Raw genomic sequence first — 18,235 nt, 5'->3', positions numbered from 1 at the left:
TGACGTTCTGATTCGTAGTCAGACCCTCTATCCAGCTGAGGTAACGCCGCAACGCACGGAATATATTGCCACGCGCCCATGGCGGAGTCAAGCACTAAACCTAAAATCTTTTCGACGGAGGCAACCCCAGCGGCGACTTCGGTTGCAACGATAGGACGGCGGTGTTGGGCCACGGCCTCAAGCCATCACGACCCCACCCTCTCATCCTTTTCACAGCGATGCCACATTAAAAAACCCGAGCCGCTTAGACGACCCGGGTTCTCATTTCGACTGGTGCGGCGTACAGGATTCGAACCTGTGACGTTCTGATTCGTAGTCAGACCCTCTATCCAGCTGAGGTAACGCCGCAACGCGAAGTATATAGTGCCACCAATCATGCACCCCGTCAAGGAATTTGGCGTAATAATTTCAAATTCCTGAAACGACAACCTGCCACACCGTATCCTAGCGCACTATCTCGGCCTCGAAGACGTCGTAGAGGATCGCAAGCCGCTTGAACAGCGCACGCAAACGCTGAAAGCTATCGAACCCCGTGTACTCCAAACGAAGAACGGCTGGCAGCTGCCGGAGCTCATCCAGGTGATAGTACTCGAGCAGCCTCTCGGCCTCCATTGGCTCCACCACCACTTCAATGCGATGAGGGCTTTCTTCGAAGCACCACGATGTCAACGGCCCGTCACTCTCCTGCATCACCTCCAACGCGCCCTCGGATGTCACTGCGCACTCAATGCGCAAGGCCTCCTCCCCTTCTTGGCTTTCATACAAGATCGCCCCGCAATCGAACAGATCCATCGGCACACTCCCCTTCCTACGCTTCGCCACTTTCATAGGTACAGTATACCCAAAATCAGAACGTTTGTTCGTAGAACTATTGTTCGATTTTATTTGCTGGAAAGAAGCTTACGGACACCTGTAGCGGATGATCTGCCATGCTGCGGCAACGCACAGAGTGAGCTGAGGTTCCCAAACACAAAATCGCTCCACACGCCGAAGGCAGTGCGGAGCGATTCTAGATTGTCAGAAACTCTCACATCAAAGAGCTACTCAGCCCAACCATCAATGTAATCGCTGTTGAGCTCGATATACTTTTCTGTAAGGTCAACTGCAATGGAATAAGAGTTCACCAGTGGATGCATAGTGAGGCACTCGATGATATCGGATTTCGAACGGTTAACTATGCCCCGGGCAGCGAGACGCTCATAGTATTTTACGCGACGGATGAGTTCAAGGTTCCCAGCAGGAATCTCATCAATGGCGAAGTGGTGCGGAACGCAGCCCTCAGCATTCACATCACAGGTAATCTCAACCACATCGTCATCCCCGAGAGTAGGGATGGCCCCGTTATTGGGCGCGCACAAAATCATTCTGCCCTGCTTCCCGGAGCGCTCAAGCTCGATATAGCGCAGCGCGACGCCTGCATATCCACCGGCGTCAGGACTGAACACGTCGAAGCTCCAAGGCTCCTCGCGCTTGATGCCCGTCTCGTTGGCCATATACGCGTTCTCGCGCTTGCCATACCACTTCTCATAAACCTCAAGCGCACGATCAAAATCGGCATCGATGTCAATCTCGGAGAGCTCCTCCGTCATAGCCCTGTTGATCTCCTCAATGGTTTCTCCTCGCGTGATACCTGCACGCTGGATATTCTCAACAGCGCGCTCACGATAGTAGAAGTAGTACAGGTACTCGTTGAGAATGGCTTTACGGCTGCGGACCAGGTCCTTATCGAAGAAATGCATGTCGGTCGCGCGGTATACCTCGTCCATCTCCATCAGCTCGGGCAGCACCTCTCGATCGCCATCCGTGATGCTCGAAAAATACGAGAGATGGTTCAAGCCATAGCACTCACCGTACACGGAGTCCGGATCGGCACCAAGAACCTTTGCGAACTGACGGAGCATGCCGCTGGGTGCATCGCAGATTCCATAGGTGAACGTATAGCCCATATCATGCAGAGCTTGGGAGACCACACCCGCCGGGTTCGTGAAGTTGAACACCTTTACACCAGGTTTTGCGTACTCCTTAATAAGCTCGCAGTAGTGAGCAAGCGCCGGGATTGAGCGCATCGCGAAAGAAACGCCGGCGGCACCCGTCGTCTCTTGCCCCAGCACATTGTGAGCAAGCGCGAGACGCTCATCGCGAACGCGCATGTGGTCGCCGCCCACACGGATGGTGGTGATGACATAGTCGGCGTCACGCACCGCCTCGACCGCATCTTCGGTCATGATGAACTCAAGGTTAGGGTCAAGCATGTTCGAAACATGACGCGCGAGGGTCCCGTAAATCCGCAGCTTCTCGCTGTCGTTGTCCATAAACACGAGCGTTTTGATTCCGAGCTTGCCCGCCTGCTGCGCCAGGCTCTTAGCCAGGAACATGGAGCGAACGCCGCCGCCGCCGATAACCGCCAGCTTCATATGATCACTTCCCATCTGAAGGGGCGCCGAGACGCGCCCCCTCGTCGCTGTTTGCTATTCGATACCGGACGGCATCTCGGTCTTACCGCTTACAAGGTCTTTAAACGCTTCGGTCACCTGTGGAACGGAAAGCCCCACGATAACTTGGAAGGCATCACCGTTGCGAACGACGCCCTTTGCTCCCCATTCCAGAAACGCCTTGTCGTCCTTCACCAGCGTCTCATCTGAAACCGATACGCGCAGACGAGTCATGCAATTCGTGACGGACACGATGTTCGCCGCGCCGCCGAGGGCGACAAGATAGCCGGCAGCCTCATCGACGAAAACGGCGTTCGATTCCTTGCCGGCAGCCATCTTCTCGCGATAGTCACTCTTCGTATGGAATTCGATGTCCTCTCCACGACCGGGGGTCTGGAAGTCGAACTTGAGAATCAGGTAACGGAAGACGATAAAGTACACGGCGATCGAAACCAAGCCAATGGCGAACATCACGACGTAGGTCATCAGGTGATTCTGGCCCAAGGGAATGACGTTCTTGGCGAACACGTCGATCAGGCCTCCGCCGAAATCACCAGACAAACCGAAGGCGTACTGAACGGTTGCGAACGTAGCCGCAAGGAAGGCGTGCACGAAGAAAAGCACTGGTGCAACAAACAGGAACGTGTAGTCGAAGGGCTCGGTAATGCCGCAGAGCGCCGCCGTGATAACACCGGGGATGCACAGTGCGAGCATTTTCTTGCGGTTCTCCTTGCGGGAGGTGAAGTAGAAGGCCAGCGCGATGCCAGGAATTCCGAAGAAGTTCGAAAGGCCCTGGAGCTGGAATCCACCAGCGGGGAACAGGGTCGTCAGGCTTTCGCTCGAAGAGGCGAATTGCTGAAGGTGCTCCATCCAGTAATACGTGATGCCACCCTCGACAACCGCCGGACCATACTGGAACGGCGAGTAGATGAAGTGGTGCAGGCCGGTCGGAAGCAACGCCTTCTCAAGGAAGGTGTAGACCCAAACGCCGAGAAGACCCGCATTGGACATGAAATACTGCAGCTGATTGATGCCAGCCTGGACTGTGGGCCAAACGAGGCAGAACGCAAAAGCGAGGGCGAGCATAACCGGGAAACCAACGGCAGCCACCAATGCGGAGCCCTGGAAGATGCCAAGCCACTCGGGAAGGCGCTTGTTGAAAAAGCGGTTGTGGAGAGCAACGATTACGCCGGAAACCAGGATCGCGCCCAGGAAGCCTGTGTCGAGGGTGGTCACGCCACCAATCGCCTTGATGCCGGTCTCCGCAGTCGCAAGATCCACGTGGAACATGGGGCCGAAGAAAGCCAGAAGGTTGTTGATGAAAACGTTGAAGGTCATGTACAGCACGAAGGCTTCAAGCGCCGCCCGTCCCTTTGCCTCATTGGACAGGCCGTATGCGAGGCCGATGGCGAATAGGATCTCCATGTTGTTGAAGACCGTCCATCCGCCGTTGGCAACCGTATTCCAGAACCCATTCCACGCGGTGCCCTCATTCGCGATTTCACCAACCAGCATCGGATTGGTGAGGACGGATGTAACGGCGACGACAATGCCCGAGAACATGAAGAAGAGGACGGGCGTCAGCATCGCCCCGCCAAATCTCTGGAACTCGGCCATGCCGATGCGATGTTTCTTACCCTCAGCAGTAGCCATGTCGATTCAACTCCTTACTCTACCGTTGTACGTGGTATCTTTTGTCGCACGTACCCCCAACCAACCGCCATTGCGGCTAACTGCGATTCTACAAAGCGAGAATTCACGCTACCGCGTGATAAGAACACCGAAATACGTAAATAATTACCCTCGTATTCAATACGGCTTCTACAACCCCAGATGCCCATTACAAGGAAAGGACGCGTCATGGAAACCGTTCGCAACGACCGCGTATTTAAACTCTTTCCCACGGCAAAACTCACAACCACCGAACACGATGTCGTGCTTCATGTGCTTGAGCACCTAGACAAAAATCAAGAGGTGTCAATCAGGGAGATTGCAAGCTCCTGTTTCACAAGCATGACTACCGTGACCCGCGCCTCGAAGAAACTTGGATACAGTGGATTTCGCGAGATGGTTTATGCCCTCAGAACGCGTACCGCCGATCAGGACCAGTCGATCATATCTTCGAATGAGCTCCACGCGTCGCTCACCTACGATGCAGAGCACCTTGCTCGCTTTTACGACCTGCTCGACCGCAAAGAGCTGATAGGGCTTAAAGGGGAGGGGTATTCGCACCTCATCAGTGAATACATGCAACATAAACTACTGGGACGGGGTTATCCTGCCGTCGAGCAGGACTATCTATACTCAGACCAATTCGCAACAATGATGCGCAATCATCTCTCACTCATGATCATCGTCTCAAAATCGGGACGAACCCCAGCCGTCGTTCATGCCGCTCAAGAATGCGTCGCCCGCGGAATACCCGTTGCTGCATTTGTAGGAAATACGAACAATCCAATCGTTGATTTAGCGGACATGATGTTCCTCGTCGAAGATGATCAGCCGTTAGACAATTCCAACAGCAGGCCGGGAAGCTTTACTGGCTGCTGCATCCTCGCCTTCGAACGGATTCTCTACAAATATGAGGAGGAACTGGGAGGTTTAAGCTGGAACCACTCACAGTCCGCAGGTGACTAGAGACAGTAGCTCATTAGCTGCTGCCTTGCCATGTGCCCCATAGACTATGCAAATATCCACGCTATTATGCGAGCGCAATGTAGCCAATGCAAAACGGGATGATTGCATTTATGCAATCATCCCGTTTTGTCCACAATAGAGGCGAGCATCCCCCGATCAAGGGCTACACCCCGTTCGGAAGTAAGACGCTTAGAGGAGCTTTACTCAGCTTCTTCCGCTGGATCATCGAAACCGAGAATCATACACACCACGAAGCCCGCAGCATAGGAAATTGCAAGACCGATAAGATACTTTATGGGACTCGTAGTAATCAGGGACAGCTGAATGCCTGAAAGCTCGGGGATGAGGGCGGCGACATGCATCATAGCCATGGCACTTCCTCCGACGGCTCCACCTATGCACGAGGCGATGAACGGCTTGCCAAGGGGAATGGTCACGCCCCACATCAGCGGCTCGCCGATACCGAGAACGCCGACCGGCAGCGCATTGCGGCAAATCTTCTTAAGGCTTTTGTTCTTGGTCTTGAGATACACGTACAGCGCGGCTCCAACCTGACCAGCACCCGCCATGCACGTGACTGGCAGAAGGTACGTCACCCCAAAGTCCGCGATAAGCTGAGCGTTAACCGCGATCAAACCATGGTGCATGCCGGTCATAACGAGCGGCAGATACACAAGGGTTGCCAAACCGGCAAGGGCCGGAGCGTTATAGATGATATAGCTGACAAAATCGCCCACGGCTGTCGAAACGAACCCAGCGATGGGCTGGAATATCAAGAGGCTGGCGAACGTCATCACAAACACAGTGACCAAGGGCGTGAGGAACAAGTCGAGGAAGTCTGGGACGACCTTGCGCAGCTGCTTCTCGAACTGCGCGCCGAGGGCGGCGGCGACCAGCACGGCGATGATTCCACCCCGTCCCGCGGCGAACTCAATACCGAACAGAGAAATGCCGGTGATCGCCTCGGCATTCAGGATTGAAGCCAGCACGGCACCAATAATCGCGGTGCCGCCAAACTGCTTTGCCGCATTGTAGCCGACGATGATGGGAAGAATGGCGAACACCGAGGATGCGACGGCGTTCAGGATATGACCAAATGCAGACGCCTGAAGCTCGGGGGCAAACACGCCGCAGAACTCATAGATCGCGAGCAGCAGACCACAGGAGACGAACGCCGGAATAATCGGAACGAACACCTGGGCGATATTCTTCAGCAGCAGCTTGACAGGGGTCTCATTCTTGGCGTCATTCGCCCGCTTGCGCTCTGCAGCCTCGGCGGAAAGCCCCTGTTTGAATCCGGTCAGGTCCTCAATCGCCTTCACGATCTTGACGCACTTGCCCGTGCCCACCACGAGCTGGATGTTATCGTTCTCGCATACGACACCCATGATGCCGTCGAGCATCTTCAAACGCTCAACATCAACTGCCTCGGGATTGCGGACGTCAATACGCACGCGCGTCATGCAGTTCTCGAGGAACGTAAGGTTATTTTTTCCACCAACGCTGTCTACAATTTCTCGAGCCAACTGTTCGTTACTCATGATCGGACCCACCTTTCTTTGCCATGATCTTCCAGCTATCCGCCACGACACCACCGGCCCGGTCGTAAATCTTCCGAGCATAGTTGTCGTCATCCACGAAGAACGTCATATAGTGAGCCCCCTTCCTCTTCAGTTCTTCGCAAAGAGTAAAAAACAAAACGTTGCCGAGCTTTTTTCCGCCATGTGCAGGATCAACTGCGAGGCCCTGGAAAAAGCCACGTCCTGTCCCCTCAACCGACAACGCGCCTGCGATTCCGCATACCGTGCGGTCGTCGTGAAGCGCCACGAGGATGTCAGAGCCCTCCAGCAACGCCGTTCGAAATTTCTTCCGATACGACTCATCGCCCAACCGGTCGAACATCTCGTCTTGACCCCCATGTCGAGCGGGATCGAAATACCCGATGGTATAACCCATTTCCCGAAGGCGACCGCGCTCCTCGAGCATGTCCTGGGAGAGCTCATAGGATGCCAGGTCGATGTAGTAGGAGATCTCCGTTGCCTCGATGGCAAAGCCGCGTTTGACCAGAAACGATTCACCCTCAGTGTCCGCCAGAACACCAGGCGCTTTGTTGTGCTGGGCATCATAGCCCGAAAGCTTCCATGCGAACTTAATGGGGCACTTATGGGAAACGCGAAGCCCCCAATTTCCCTGTTCGAGAGCATAGGCTTCTGCTTGCGCCAGCATCTCTGAGCCAATCCCCCGGCGACGATAATGGGGATCGACGGCCAACAAGTACAAATACGAAGGCATCTCCTCGCGAATTTCCGTGGGAAGCAGATCGCTACAACTCAACACGCCGCAAACCCCGACAACCTCACCCTTCTCGAGTGCGATCTTGAAACCCTTCGGATCGAACTCCGGGTTCGAGAGGATCTGCTCTTCAAAACGGTCGTAACTCTCATACGGGACGTATCTGATCTCAGGCATGCGCTCGTTCAGAAACCTCCATACCGCCCTCATCGTGCCGGCGTCAGCAGCGTGGGCGCTCACATAGACGACCTCATCCACCACGGCGCCCCGGACATGCCCGTGGGAATCCTCGAGTGCCGACTCCGCCTCCCGGGCATCCAAGCCCGCGAGCACCATCACGACGGCCGTCTTCACTCGGCCTCCCGCATCTGCAAGTACCGCAACCGCCTCTTCGCGCGTGCAACCGGTCGCCTCCATGACAATGTTTTGCGCGCGCGCCCGCAGCTTCTCGTTCGTCTGCTGGACGTCTACCATCAGGTTCTCATACGCCTTGCCGATCCCCACCATAGTCGCCGTCGAGATCATGTTCAGAATCAGCTTCTGCACCGTGCCCGCCTTGAGTCGGGTGGAGCCCGTAAGTACTTCTGGACCCGGCACAGGCTCGATTGCGAGGTCGGCCTCGCGCCCGATTTGGGAGTCCCGGTTGCAGGCGATTGCAACGGTCTTGCATCCGAGCTCGCGCGCATACCGAAGCCCCCCGATGACGTAGGGGGTGCGACCGCTCGCAGCCAAACCGATTACGACGTCTCGAGGCTTTAGATCGATCTCCTTCAGATCGTCGACGCACAGCGCCATGTCGTCCTCAGCGCCCTCTACCGCTTTGACGAACGCATCCTCGCCGCCGGCGATAAGGCCGACCACCACGTCGGGCGACACTCCGAACGTCGGCGGGCACTCGACAGCGTCCAGCACGCCCAGCCTACCGCTCGTACCCGCGCCCACGTAAATCAACCTACCACCTGAGGAGATGGCCTCTATTGCCCAGTCTGCCGCCTGAGCGACACGCGGCAGCATCCCGGTGACAGAGGCGACGGCCCGTGCGTCTTCGCGATTCATCACTTCGACAATCTCGAGCGATGACATAGTGTCCAAATCCATCGTTTCCGGATTGCGGCCCTCGGTCGACAATCCCCCCAAATCAATCACCCGCATCTCCTCTCGAATATTTCTCGCTGTAATTCCGAAGCATGATCTGGCTGCACCGCTCGTAGTCTTGGATCACGTACATCGCATACAGGGCATCCACGACCAGAAGCTGGGACATCCGCGATCCCATGGCCCCACTGCGGACCAACGGCTCGCTCGACGCCACGCCGAGGACCAAATCGGACTCGTCCGCCAAATCGCTGCCGATGGCCCTTGTTACGGCGATGACCGTCGCACCATGCCTTCTCGCGTGACGCGCCACGATAAGCATCTCCTCCGTGAGTCCGGAGTAACTGAACACCACCGCCACGTCATCGGAATGTAAATTGCGAGCGCTCAGCAGCTGTCCATGCCAGTCGTCCTGGATCCGACAGACTTTATCGACGCGCTCGAGCTTCGATTGCAGGTCATGGGCGACCAGCAACGACGCCCCGACACCGTACAAATTGACCGTCCGGCAATCGGCGATAACGCGCGCGCATTCCATCAGAATGGAAGGATCGACTAGGCGTGCCGTTGCCTCCATGGATCTCACATCGCTTTGCAGCACTTTAACCAAGACGCTGTCCGCATCGTCATCGGGAACGATATCCTCGAGTGCCACGTCATTGATGCCATCCATGGAGGCCAACTCATACACGAGCTCCCGTTGAAACTCACGGTAGCCCTCGCATCCCAATTTCCTGCACAGCCGGACAACCGAAGAGGGCGACGTGCGGCTGGCAGCAGCAAGATCGCGAACGCTCAGGCCGGCCATCTTCCCCGGATCACGCTCGATGGTTTCCGCCACGTCGCGAATTGCGGGGCTAGTACTATGCCGGAGCTCCCGTAACCCCAGTAACAACCCCTTGATCGGCATCGAAACCTCCTTTCAAGTTGTATTAAACAGAGCAAACACAAACGTGTCAGCATACATCGATGAAATTGGTACTATGTTTCAGCAATGACCGAAAAGGCCGGGGAACCCAGCCGTTCATAGGCGTCAAGCAACCGTCGGCGCATCCATGATTTGAATTTGTTTCAGGTGCTCCAGGCTGTCCTCATAGGTGAGATTGCCGTATATCCACCATCTCGGTCAGCAGTCGGGCGACACCCGATTCGTCGTTCGCCCAGACCGTCCGGGCGTCCGCCGCCGCCAAGGCATCCCGAGATGCGTTCTTCATGGCGACTCCCACCCATGCGCGAGACAGCATATCGATATCGTTCGAGCTGTCCCCCACCGCCATAATGTGATCACGCGAGATGCCGAGATGGTCACATAGCCATGTCAGGCCTCGCCATTTGCTGGTCCCCTCGGGGTTGATTTCGATATTGTGTTTCAGGGAATTACCTAGTTCATACGATCTTTCCTCGGAGAGTGTAGACATGATCTCAAGTCGCATCCGCTCGTCTCTCGCAAATATGTTAATGCGCCCGACGGGCGCCGATGCGAGGCTCGCGGCGTGCACGAGATCGTCGACCTGTCTTCGTGATCGACGCACGTAGGCGATAGAGAGGCCGGGAACGTCGAAAGACTCAAGCTCCGCCAGCATGCTGCGTTCGGAGTACATGACTCCCTCGCATGAAAAGTCTACCAGCACATCCCCACGATAGCGATGGATGATCATACCAACAATCTCAGCCGCCTCATTAGGTTCGAATCCGTCATCCTTCAACGCAAAGCAACAGTCTCTCGACTCGTCCATGCGCAGGACCGTAGCACCGGCGCAGCACACGGCATATTCGATGTCTTGAATCGCCGTCAACGTCTCCGGCAGAACCGAGAGCACTCGGCCTGTCGCCGGAATCACACGGATGCCGGCTGCAGATGCGCGGCGAATCGCGCTCGCCGTCAAGTCGTCGACGTCGGCGCGCGCATTGAGCAACGTACCGTCCAAATCGACCGCGACAACATCGACTTTCGCCAAAAGCTCCTCGAATATGTCGCCTTTGTAGACGTTGTTCGGCCTGACGCTAACAAGGGGCATACGACCATCTCCATGTGGTTGGTATCGCAGTCTGCACGGCCATAAGATTACCAACAATGCGCCGGTACTCATTTTTCGCCCGGCAACGCCCATGCAATGTGACGAAACCACGGTTTGAAACGAGCCTCATCATTTCAAACCGTGGTTTCTTCACAGAAATGGCCTTGGTAATGTGATTTATCAACGGTTTGAAACGAGCCGACGGTTTCAAAACATGGATTCCTCACATCGCCGTGCGGGTCCGCCGCCCCTTTTGCCCAAAGAAAAAGCGGCACCCGCGAACGGGTGCCGACCATAGGCGTGCATTCTGCTGGAGTTGTCCTACGCCAGCGGCTCGATCTTCTCGATACCGCCCATGTAGGGGCGCAGGACCTCGGGCACCGTGATGGATCCGTCGGCGTTCTGGTAGTTCTCCATGATGGCGGCCATGGTACGCCCGGTGGGCAGACCGGAGCCGTTGAGCGTGTGGACAAAGCGCGTGCCCTTGAAGTTCTCTGGGTCGCGGTACTTGATGTTGGCACGGCGGGCCTGGAAGTCGCCGCAGTTGGAGCAGGAGGAGATCTCCTTGTAGGCGTTATAGCTCGGCAGCCAAACCTCGATATCGTAGGTCTGACGGGCAGAGAAGCCCAGGTCACCGGTACACAGGCTGATCACGCGATAGGGCAGGCCAAGCTGCTGCAGGAGGTACTCGGCCTCGGCGACCATGCTCTCGAGCTCGTCATCGGACTCCTCGGGACGGGCGAACTTGACCATCTCGACCTTGGTGAACTGGTGTTGGCGGATGATGCCGCGCGTGTCGCGACCCGCGGAGCCCGCCTCCTCTCGGAAGCAGGGGGTGCCGGCGGTATAGCGCAGCGGCAGGCTCGAGGCGTCGAGCACCTCGCCGGCGTGCAGGTTGGTGAGCGCGACCTCGGCCGTGGGGATCAGGAACTGGTCCTCGCCGGTGTGGTAGGCGTCGTCCTCGAACTTGGGCAGCTGGCCCGTGCCGTACATGATCTCGCGGTTCACGATCACCGGCGGGATGAACTCCTTGAAGCCACGGGCGATGTGGGTGTTGAGGAAGAAGCACTGCAGCGCGCGGTCGAGCGTCGCGCCGGCACCGGAGAGCACGGTGAAGCGGGCGCCGGAGAGCTTCGCGCCGCGGTCGAAATCGAGGATACCGGTCTCGGTGCCCAGATCCCAGTGGGCCTTCGGGTCGAATCCCTCGGCGGCGAAGTCGCGGGGCTCGCCCACGCGACGGCGCTCGGGGTTCTCGTTCTCGTCCTTGCCCACGGGGGTCGCCTCGCAGGGAATGTTGGGGATGCGGGCCATGAAGTCGGAGACCTCGGCGTCGAGCTCCGAGCGGCGGGCGGCGAGACCCTCGATCTGCTCGTTGACCTGGCGTACGGCCTCCTTGGCGGCCTCGGCCTCCTCGCGCTTGCCCTCTTTCATGAGCATGCCGATCTTCTTGGATTCGGCGTTGCGGGTCGCCTGCAGGTCCTCGACCTGCGAGATGACGGAGCGGCGCTCCTCATCGAGCGCGAAGAAGCGGTCGCGGTCCCAGCTGCCCTGGCGGTTCGCCATGGCGACGTCGAGCACCTCGGGGTTCTCGCGTACAAACTTGATGTCGAGCATGATTCCTCCGTACTTCTCTCTCGTAAAGCCGTTACCGCAGCCCGGGAATCTGGACCGCAGCACGGCGATTCATCGCAGGGAAACGCGATGTGATGCATGTTGATGCATTGCAAGTATATACTGGTGCCCGTTATAACGACAGGCGACCCAGCCAAGAAAGCAGGACGTAACCATGGATGAACTGTTCAATTTTCTCTTTGGCACCCGCACGGGTGTTGCGGTCCTGTTCTTTGCCGGCGTGCTGATTTTCGCCATCGTCGCCTTCGTGCTCGAGAAGCGCACGCACAAGATCTACGTCGACCGAGGCTCCAGGCCCGACGACGAAGACGGCCTCTTCTAGCCCTCGATCACGTCGATGGCGCGGATGAAGGCCGAGCGCATACCCGCCGCCTCGAGCTCCGCCACGCCCTTGATGGTCGTGCCGCCGGGCGAGCAGACCGCGTCCTTCATGGCACCGGGGTGCATGCCAGTCGCCAGCTGCAGCTTCGCCGTTCCGGCAACCATCTGGCTCACCATCTCATAGGCGATCGCGCGGGGAATCCCATGCTTCACGGCGGCGTCCGCCAGCGACTCGATCACCATGGCGATGAACGCGGGCGAGCAACCGCCCACCGTGCCGGCAACGGAAAGCAGGAGCGTCTCGACCTCGATGGGCGAGCCGAGCAGGCCGAGCAGGGCGAACACGAGCCCGTGCTCATCGGCAGTCAACGTCGAAGCCTTCTCGCAGGCGATCACGCCCTCGTTGATGGCCACGGGCGTGTTGGGAACCGTGGACAGGTGGTGGGTGCCGGGGATCACGCGGTCGTAGTCCTCGCACTTCCAGCCCGCGGCGACGGATAGGATCGCCTTACCCGCAAGCATCTCGGAAAGCGGGGCGAGCACGGTCTCAATCATGTAGGGCTTCACCGCAACGACCACCACGTCGGAGGCCTCGACAACCTGCTGCGCCGTCTCGCAGGCACGCATCCCGCGCTGCTCGCAGCGGGGCACCAGCGCCTCGTAGCGGCCGGCGCAGGCGCACATGTTGCCCGCCGGAACCGCGCCACTCGCGATCCAGCCGTCCGCCATGGCGCTCGCCATGTTTCCGAATCCGATGAAGCCAATCCTCGCATCGTTCACGTTCATGCCGAAAACCAATCTTGTCGTGCGCTCTTCGCGCGAGCCCGCACTCGCATGGGGCCGTCCATACACATATGCAGATATCTTACTCGCACGCCCCAGCAAGGTGCGTTCACGCTAGGATTGTGAACGCGAGGTGTCAGAAAAGGGGAATGCATGGAGGAGCACAGCTTGGCGCGCGCCAAGGCAACAGGCGGAGTCGGTTCGGATAGCGCGGATGGCGCCACATCGAGCCCCGAAGGGCGCATCGCCCTGTTCGACAACCTCAAAGGACTCCTCATCATCCTCGTCGTGCTCGGCCACATCGCCCATCCCGTGCACAACACCAATCCGGTCCTCAGCTTCGCCTTCGACGTTGTCTACCTCTTTCACATGCCGCTCTTCGTGCTGATGTCCGGCCTGTTCGCAAAGAGCGCATATCGCAACGGCAAACTCAAGATCAATCGCATCATCTCGTTTATCGCCCTGGGCTTTGCCTACCAACTCGCCCTCGCACTCATAAACGGGGCAAAACTCACGCCGCTGCGCATCTGCGCGTTCACCTCGGCGCCGTGGTACCTCATCTCCATGGGCTGCTGGTATGCGATGACACCCGTGCTCGCCCGCCTTGGGACGGTGCGCGGTATGGTGGCCTCGATTGCGATCTCCCTGCTTTCGGGCCTGGTGGACACCTCGAGCGGCTTTCTTGCCATCGGGCGCACGTGCGCTTTCCTGCCGTGCTTCGCCCTCGGTTACTACCTGCGCCCCGCAACCGTCGCGAGCCTGCATGGACGCAACATACCATGGCCCGCCCTCTGCCTCGCCGGAATCGTGGTGGCAATGCGCCTCATCGACACGGATTCATACAGCTGGTTCTTCCCGATGGTCTATGGAGACAACCCATATGCAAACGGGCTTTTTGAGGGAATCGCCCAAAGGTTCACCGCCTTCTTGATGGGTGCCCTCATGTCACTGGCCGTTCTCAAACTCGCGCCCACCGCCACAGGTTGGCTCACCACCCTCGGCAGGCGCACGCTCCAAGTCTACGTACTCCATCGCCTCGCCCGGGCATGGCTGACCTTCCATACGCCGCTGTACGGATTCGCCTGGATGAACGACCCGCTCGCCGGCACCGCCATGGCCATGGCCCTCACCGCCGCCACCGTCGCGCTGTGCGCGGCACCGCAGTTGGAGCGGCCGTTCGCGAGGCTCCTCTCGATCCGCTGGATTCGCGGCGAATAAACCGCCCGACGCCCCCGAGGACCCAGCACCACATGGGGAAGTCCCGATCGGCGCATCGCGGAAATCCGACATGAAAAAGGGGCGCCCGCAAACCGCGCGGACGCCCCGAACCGAACCGCCCCGGTGCACCTTAATGCACCGGGGCGGATGTACGGCGGGAATATGGCCTTAGTGCCAGGTATCGTGCTCCTTCTTGACCTTACGTGCGAAGAAGAGGATCGTGAGCGCCTCGAGCACGCCCACAACGAGCAGCACGGCATTCGGAGCGTCGATCTTAACAAAGCCCTGCCACGACCAGAACAGCACCGCAACGGCGCTCACCGCCAGTGAGCCAAAGGCCGTGACAATCGACGTGCCGCTGCGCGACGGCACGTTGGACGCGCGCATGCCCATCAAGCCCATCACCACAAAGCACAGACCCGAGACGCCGGACACGCCCATGTACAGCGGCGCGGCGTCGGTCCCCGAGATCGCCGTCCCGCCGAACAGGCCGGCGCCGGCGACCGCCAGGCCGAATGTCCACATGGCGAGTCCCGTGATGGCCGCCACGATGGCCACAAGCTTCAACATCTTTCGCGAGCTGCTCATCGCTTCCCCTCTCTCTTCAGGCGAAAGGGCCGCATCGTCGGCCCCCTCTTGCAATCATGATGGCTTATACCCAGTTTACCTGCATGCGGGTATAATGCGCCTGCCCCTTTGCGCGCCGTGCACGCACGCGCATCCTAACCCCGCGGCTCCACCGGGGGCACGGGAGGCGCTGCGGGCACCGGGGCCGAGTCGTTCGCCTGACTCGCCGCCAGCATCTGCTCGAACATGCCCGCGCTCTGCGTGAAATCGGTGGGCAGCACCACGGTGCTGGCGCGACCGCTCTTGGCGAACTCATTCATCATCTCGGTCCACTGCGTGAACATGAAGAGCTGGTTGGCCTCATCGTTGCCCACGCCCGTCTCCTGGATGGTCTCGAGCGAGTCCTTGATGCCGATGGCAATGGCCTTGCGCTGGTTGGCGATGCCCTCGCCGGCCTTCTCCATGGCCTCCGCCTCCGCCTTGGCCTCGGTGACGCGGCGGATGCGGTCGGCCTCGGCGAGGTCCTGCGCCGCGGCCTTGGTGCGCTGCGCGGCGTTGATCTGGTTCATGGAATCCTCGACCTCGGCGGGCAGCGCGATCTTGGTGATGAGCGTGCTCACCAAGGTGAAGCCGTAGGCGTCCATCTGCTCGGACACGGTGGCGTTCACGTCCTTGGCGATGTCGTCCTTCTTGGCGAAGACCTCGTCGAGCGTGTAGACGGGGATGGAGGAGCGCAGGGCGTCGGTGATGAAGTCGCGCATCTGGGCGACGGGCTGCTGGAGCATGTAGTAGCTCTTGTACACGCCGGATTCGCTTGGCTGCGTGCCCATCTCGTAGCTCACGTGGTACTGCGCCGAGACCTCGAGCCCGATGGTGACGTTGTCCTCAGTCTTGACGTCGATGTCGAAGCCGTTCTTCATCGTGCGCAGAGAGACCGTCGCCGCCTTGCGGTCGACGAAGGGGATCTTGGCATGGAAGCCCGCGGGCACGATACGATGGAACTTGCCCAGGCGCTCGATGATGACGGCGTGCTGCTGCTTGACCACGAAGAACAGATTGCCGGTGACGACGCCGACGATTAAAAAGATCACCAGCAAGCCGACGAGACCGCCGAGAAAGTCGAAAATGAAGAACATGTCCGATCCTTAGAACGAAGGGTTCGTTGGGAGCATAATACCCGCTCGCCGTTCACCCCGTTCCCACATACCGCCTGTTTCCCGCGAACGGCGGGAGAGCGGCCCCCGCGGCGGCGGGCGGTATACTGGGCCAGCCGGGGGTCACTCGCCGCACCGCGCCCGCACCATCGAGGCTCGACGGCGGCACCGCCCCACGGCGCCCCGCACGCATATGAGGGAGGGCCCATGGCACGACGCAGCAAGCACGACACCCAGGTCGACCCGTTCAACGCCGGCGAACCCACCCTCCCGTGGGATGAGCCCGACGCGCCCGATCTGCTCGCAGACCGTCACCATGCCGAGGATTGCGCGTTTGGAGAAGAGCCCTACACCAGCCCCACCAAGATGCGTGACAACTACAGCGCTCCAGATTCCGACGCGCCCAAAAAGCCGAGCGGCGATGGGCTAACCCCACGCCAGCGCAAACAGGCCGCCCGGGCAAAGGCAAAAAGCGAGCGCCGCGCCGCAAAGGCAGCCCCCAAGGACACGACGAAGCCGCGCCGCGGCAAGCGATCGGTCTTTAGCCTGATCATCATCCTCATTGCTCTGGTCAATATCGTGCCATCCCTGTTCAGCACGGCATTTGACCTCGTTAGAGACGTTACGGCACCGTTGGCATCCCTCCTTGAACCCGAGCCCGAGATCGATTTCGACTCGGACCCCATTGGCCCGGATGCGCCGCAAGATGGCGACAGCTCCGGCGATGCGTCCGGCTACGAGCTCGATGAGCAGGAATGCATCGCCCTCGTAGACGAATACCTAAGTGCCGAGCTCGTCAGCGACCACACACGCGACCTGCTAGTGAAAACACTCAACGCAGATTGCGATAGCGCCCTCCTCGGCACCTGTGAAGAGCTTGGCATCGATGCCCAAGCGTGGGCGGACTGGGAGATGAGCCATCTCTCGTATACGATCGACTCCTGCTTTGTGTATACCGAGGACAACACCGCCACGGTCTATGTGAGCTACACGACGGCCGGCGGCATTTTTGAGCTCCAGGATATTTACGATGAAATCGACCGCTACCTCAAGGACATTGACGCCTGGGACGAAGAATGGAACCTCCGCCCACTGAGCGATGCAGAGAAAACTAAGGTCGGAGACATGTTCACCGAGGGAATGGCGGACATCGACGCCGAGCAGGAGACGTTCTTTGGGAGCGAGCTCGTCCGAAAAGACGGCGAATGGGCCATCAACGAAGACGCCATGACCGAGACGATGAGCATGGTCCTCGGCGTCTGGTAAAACCGCAACGGCCCCGTCGCCGGGACCGATATCGCGCTGGTAGGGGCAGTGGGACTCCGCGTGCGGCTCCGCCGCCCGCGCCCCGCTTCGGGCCCGGCGGCCCTCGCGAGCTCCGCTGGAAAACGGCGCGGCCGTTTCCTCAGCTCCGCGCCCTCTCGGGTTCGAGTCCCCGCAATGCGCCCAAAACCACAACGGCCCCGTCGCCGGGACCGATATCGCGCTGGTAGGGGCGGTGGGACTCGAACCCACAATCCCGAAGGCCGAAGATTTTAAGTCTCCTGCGTATGCCAATTCCGCCACGCCCCCATGCCGAGAAAGTGTACCACGGTGCGCCGCGCACGGGCATGTACTTGGTTTCCCCTCACGCACAAACAACGATGCCGTTAACCGCCCCGCTCACCGGTTCGGAAAATAACACCCTATCAGGGGATATCCTGAAGGGGACAAACAAGCCGCACGGACAGGAGGGCTTGTGAATAAGATCGGGAGCGAGACGCTGCACGGAAGCGTCTCTAGTTTTATCCGCTCAAAGATCTACGACAAAGAGCTTGCCGCAGGGGACAAAATACCATCTGAGCACCGGCCACACTTTCGTAGGCGTGGCCCGTCAGACCACCGAGGTCGGCATCGCCCTGGGGCAAAATCCGTTCTAAAAAGTTCTTGAACCGCAAAAGCACTTTCGCTAGTATGTAAATCCATGCGGGCGTGGCGGAATTGGCAGACGCGTATGGTTCAGGTCCATATGGGGGCAACCCCGTGAAGGTTCAAGTCCTTTCGCCCGCACCATAAGATTTGTGAGCCCCAGCGATGGGGCTTTTTC

At 58.9% G+C, this 18,235-nt stretch carries 15 protein-coding genes, 3 tRNA genes and 1 pseudogene; 5 read left to right on the top strand and 14 right to left on the bottom strand.

The genetic code is table 11. From position 1 onward, the window contains the following. Nucleotides 1-271: 271 nt before the first annotated feature. From Q5Q88_RS08740 to Q5Q88_RS08725, 4 genes are all read right to left on the bottom strand, one after another. A tRNA-Arg gene (locus Q5Q88_RS08740) sits at nucleotides 272-348 on the bottom strand. 96 nt (nucleotides 349-444) lie between these two features. Then, the gene (locus tag Q5Q88_RS08735) at nucleotides 445-792 is read right to left on the bottom strand and encodes a hypothetical protein (protein WP_302743018.1); all 348 of its coding nucleotides are present in this window, start codon (nucleotides 790-792) and stop codon (nucleotides 445-447) included. A gap of 248 nt (nucleotides 793-1,040) precedes the next feature. Continuing rightward, entirely contained in the window at nucleotides 1,041-2,414 is a 1,374-nt protein-coding gene (locus tag Q5Q88_RS08730) for a 6-phospho-beta-glucosidase (RefSeq protein WP_302743016.1), read from the bottom strand. Nucleotides 2,415-2,468: 54 nt separating this feature from the next. Beyond that, the gene (locus tag Q5Q88_RS08725) at nucleotides 2,469-4,085 is read right to left on the bottom strand and encodes an alpha-glucoside-specific PTS transporter subunit IIBC (protein ID WP_302743014.1); all 1,617 of its coding nucleotides are present in this window, start codon (nucleotides 4,083-4,085) and stop codon (nucleotides 2,469-2,471) included. Between the two features lie 207 nt (nucleotides 4,086-4,292). Between Q5Q88_RS08725 and Q5Q88_RS08720 the strand changes: the two genes are divergently transcribed. Next, nucleotides 4,293-5,069 (top strand): MurR/RpiR family transcriptional regulator, encoded by a 777-nt coding sequence (locus tag Q5Q88_RS08720; protein WP_302743012.1) that lies wholly within the window; start codon nucleotides 4,293-4,295, stop codon nucleotides 5,067-5,069. A gap of 200 nt (nucleotides 5,070-5,269) precedes the next feature. Here Q5Q88_RS08720 and Q5Q88_RS08715 read toward each other — a convergent pair whose 3' ends face one another. From Q5Q88_RS08715 to serS, 6 genes and pseudogenes are all read right to left on the bottom strand, one after another. Next, nucleotides 5,270-6,610 (bottom strand): PTS transporter subunit EIIC, encoded by a 1,341-nt coding sequence (locus Q5Q88_RS08715; RefSeq protein WP_302743010.1) that lies wholly within the window; start codon nucleotides 6,608-6,610, stop codon nucleotides 5,270-5,272. Further along, complete coding sequence (locus Q5Q88_RS08710) at nucleotides 6,603-7,538, bottom strand: GNAT family N-acetyltransferase (protein ID WP_302743020.1); 936 nt, start codon at nucleotides 7,536-7,538, stop codon at nucleotides 6,603-6,605. The genes Q5Q88_RS08715 and Q5Q88_RS08710 overlap by 8 nt, the downstream gene beginning before the upstream one ends. 81 nt (nucleotides 7,539-7,619) lie before the next feature. Continuing rightward, nucleotides 7,620-8,507, bottom strand: a pseudogene (gene murQ, locus Q5Q88_RS08705) (N-acetylmuramic acid 6-phosphate etherase); the annotation flags it as partial. Beyond that, the gene (locus Q5Q88_RS08700) at nucleotides 8,500-9,366 is read right to left on the bottom strand and encodes a MurR/RpiR family transcriptional regulator (RefSeq protein WP_302743008.1); all 867 of its coding nucleotides are present in this window, start codon (nucleotides 9,364-9,366) and stop codon (nucleotides 8,500-8,502) included. The pseudogene murQ and the gene Q5Q88_RS08700, both read right to left, overlap by 8 nt. A gap of 181 nt (nucleotides 9,367-9,547) precedes the next feature. Continuing rightward, nucleotides 9,548-10,414 (bottom strand): HAD-IIB family hydrolase, encoded by an 867-nt coding sequence (locus tag Q5Q88_RS08695; protein ID WP_302743006.1) that lies wholly within the window; start codon nucleotides 10,412-10,414, stop codon nucleotides 9,548-9,550. A 381-nt stretch (nucleotides 10,415-10,795) separates the two neighbouring features. Further along, nucleotides 10,796-12,088 carry a serine--tRNA ligase gene (gene serS / locus Q5Q88_RS08690; protein WP_302743004.1) on the bottom strand — a complete coding sequence of 431 codons (1,293 nt, stop codon included), beginning with the start codon at nucleotides 12,086-12,088 and terminating at the stop codon, nucleotides 10,796-10,798. Between the two features lie 172 nt (nucleotides 12,089-12,260). Here serS and Q5Q88_RS08685 point away from each other — a divergent pair, with 172 nt between their 5' ends. Next, nucleotides 12,261-12,428, top strand: coding sequence for a DUF6724 family protein (locus tag Q5Q88_RS08685; protein ID WP_199588828.1), 168 nt, complete (start codon nucleotides 12,261-12,263; stop codon nucleotides 12,426-12,428). Here Q5Q88_RS08685 and proC read toward each other — a convergent pair. Then, on the bottom strand, nucleotides 12,425-13,213 hold the full coding sequence (gene proC / locus Q5Q88_RS08680) for a pyrroline-5-carboxylate reductase (RefSeq protein WP_302743002.1): 789 nt from the start codon (nucleotides 13,211-13,213) through the stop codon (nucleotides 12,425-12,427). The two genes, Q5Q88_RS08685 and proC, sit on opposite strands and share 4 nt — an antisense overlap. 150 nt (nucleotides 13,214-13,363) lie before the next feature. On the opposite strand from proC, the gene Q5Q88_RS08675 reads away from it, so the two are divergent. Next, nucleotides 13,364-14,428, top strand: a complete 1,065-nt coding sequence (locus Q5Q88_RS08675) for an acyltransferase family protein (RefSeq protein WP_302743000.1) — start codon at nucleotides 13,364-13,366, stop codon at nucleotides 14,426-14,428. Nucleotides 14,429-14,596: 168 nt separating this feature from the next. On the opposite strand, the gene Q5Q88_RS08670 is transcribed toward Q5Q88_RS08675, so the two are convergent. Together Q5Q88_RS08670 and Q5Q88_RS08665 are read right to left on the bottom strand one after the other, a co-directional pair. After that, complete coding sequence (locus tag Q5Q88_RS08670; protein ID WP_118652767.1) at nucleotides 14,597-15,016, bottom strand: hypothetical protein; 420 nt, start codon at nucleotides 15,014-15,016, stop codon at nucleotides 14,597-14,599. Nucleotides 15,017-15,150: 134 nt separating this feature from the next. Further along, on the bottom strand, nucleotides 15,151-16,131 hold the full coding sequence (locus tag Q5Q88_RS08665; protein ID WP_294123152.1) for an SPFH domain-containing protein: 981 nt from the start codon (nucleotides 16,129-16,131) through the stop codon (nucleotides 15,151-15,153). A 225-nt stretch (nucleotides 16,132-16,356) separates the two neighbouring features. On the opposite strand from Q5Q88_RS08665, the gene Q5Q88_RS08660 reads away from it, so the two are divergent. Beyond that, nucleotides 16,357-17,415: a hypothetical protein gene (locus Q5Q88_RS08660; RefSeq protein WP_294123154.1), complete on the top strand. Its 1,059-nt coding sequence runs from the start codon at nucleotides 16,357-16,359 to the stop codon at nucleotides 17,413-17,415. A 221-nt stretch (nucleotides 17,416-17,636) separates the two neighbouring features. Here the strand turns inward: Q5Q88_RS08660 and Q5Q88_RS08655 are convergent. Beyond that, nucleotides 17,637-17,721, bottom strand: a tRNA-Leu gene (locus tag Q5Q88_RS08655). Nucleotides 17,722-18,114: 393 nt separating this feature from the next. Here Q5Q88_RS08655 and Q5Q88_RS08650 point away from each other — a divergent pair. After that, nucleotides 18,115-18,201 (top strand) — tRNA-Leu (locus Q5Q88_RS08650). Nucleotides 18,202-18,235: the final 34 nt, after the last annotated feature.

This window comes from uncultured Collinsella sp. (genome assembly GCF_959026545.1).
Taxonomy (GTDB): Bacteria; Actinomycetota; Coriobacteriia; order Coriobacteriales; family Coriobacteriaceae; genus Collinsella.
This window is presented reverse-complemented; position numbering and strand designations above follow the sequence as displayed.

Bases quoted from the DNA above. Each gene is read 5' to 3' on its own strand.
- Q5Q88_RS08735 (WP_302743018.1), bottom strand. From the start codon at position 792: ATGGATCTGTTCGATTGCGGGGCGATCTTGTATGAAAGCCAAGAAGGG.
- Q5Q88_RS08660 (WP_294123154.1), top strand. From the start codon at position 16,357: ATGGCACGACGCAGCAAGCACGACACCCAGGTCGACCCGTTCAACGCC.
- Q5Q88_RS08720 (WP_302743012.1), top strand. From the start codon at position 4,293: ATGGAAACCGTTCGCAACGACCGCGTATTTAAACTCTTTCCCACGGCA.
- Q5Q88_RS08715 (WP_302743010.1), bottom strand. From the start codon at position 6,610: ATGAGTAACGAACAGTTGGCTCGAGAAATTGTAGACAGCGTTGGTGGA.
- proC (WP_302743002.1), bottom strand. From the start codon at position 13,213: ATGAACGTGAACGATGCGAGGATTGGCTTCATCGGATTCGGAAACATG.
- Q5Q88_RS08675 (WP_302743000.1), top strand. From the start codon at position 13,364: ATGGAGGAGCACAGCTTGGCGCGCGCCAAGGCAACAGGCGGAGTCGGT.
- Q5Q88_RS08700 (WP_302743008.1), bottom strand. From the start codon at position 9,366: ATGCCGATCAAGGGGTTGTTACTGGGGTTACGGGAGCTCCGGCATAGT.
- Q5Q88_RS08670 (WP_118652767.1), bottom strand. From the start codon at position 15,016: ATGAGCAGCTCGCGAAAGATGTTGAAGCTTGTGGCCATCGTGGCGGCC.
- serS (WP_302743004.1), bottom strand. From the start codon at position 12,088: ATGCTCGACATCAAGTTTGTACGCGAGAACCCCGAGGTGCTCGACGTC.
- Q5Q88_RS08730 (WP_302743016.1), bottom strand. From the start codon at position 2,414: ATGAAGCTGGCGGTTATCGGCGGCGGCGGCGTTCGCTCCATGTTCCTG.
- Q5Q88_RS08665 (WP_294123152.1), bottom strand. From the start codon at position 16,131: ATGTTCTTCATTTTCGACTTTCTCGGCGGTCTCGTCGGCTTGCTGGTG.
- Q5Q88_RS08725 (WP_302743014.1), bottom strand. From the start codon at position 4,085: ATGGCTACTGCTGAGGGTAAGAAACATCGCATCGGCATGGCCGAGTTC.
- Q5Q88_RS08710 (WP_302743020.1), bottom strand. From the start codon at position 7,538: ATGCCTGAGATCAGATACGTCCCGTATGAGAGTTACGACCGTTTTGAA.
- Q5Q88_RS08685 (WP_199588828.1), top strand. From the start codon at position 12,261: ATGGATGAACTGTTCAATTTTCTCTTTGGCACCCGCACGGGTGTTGCG.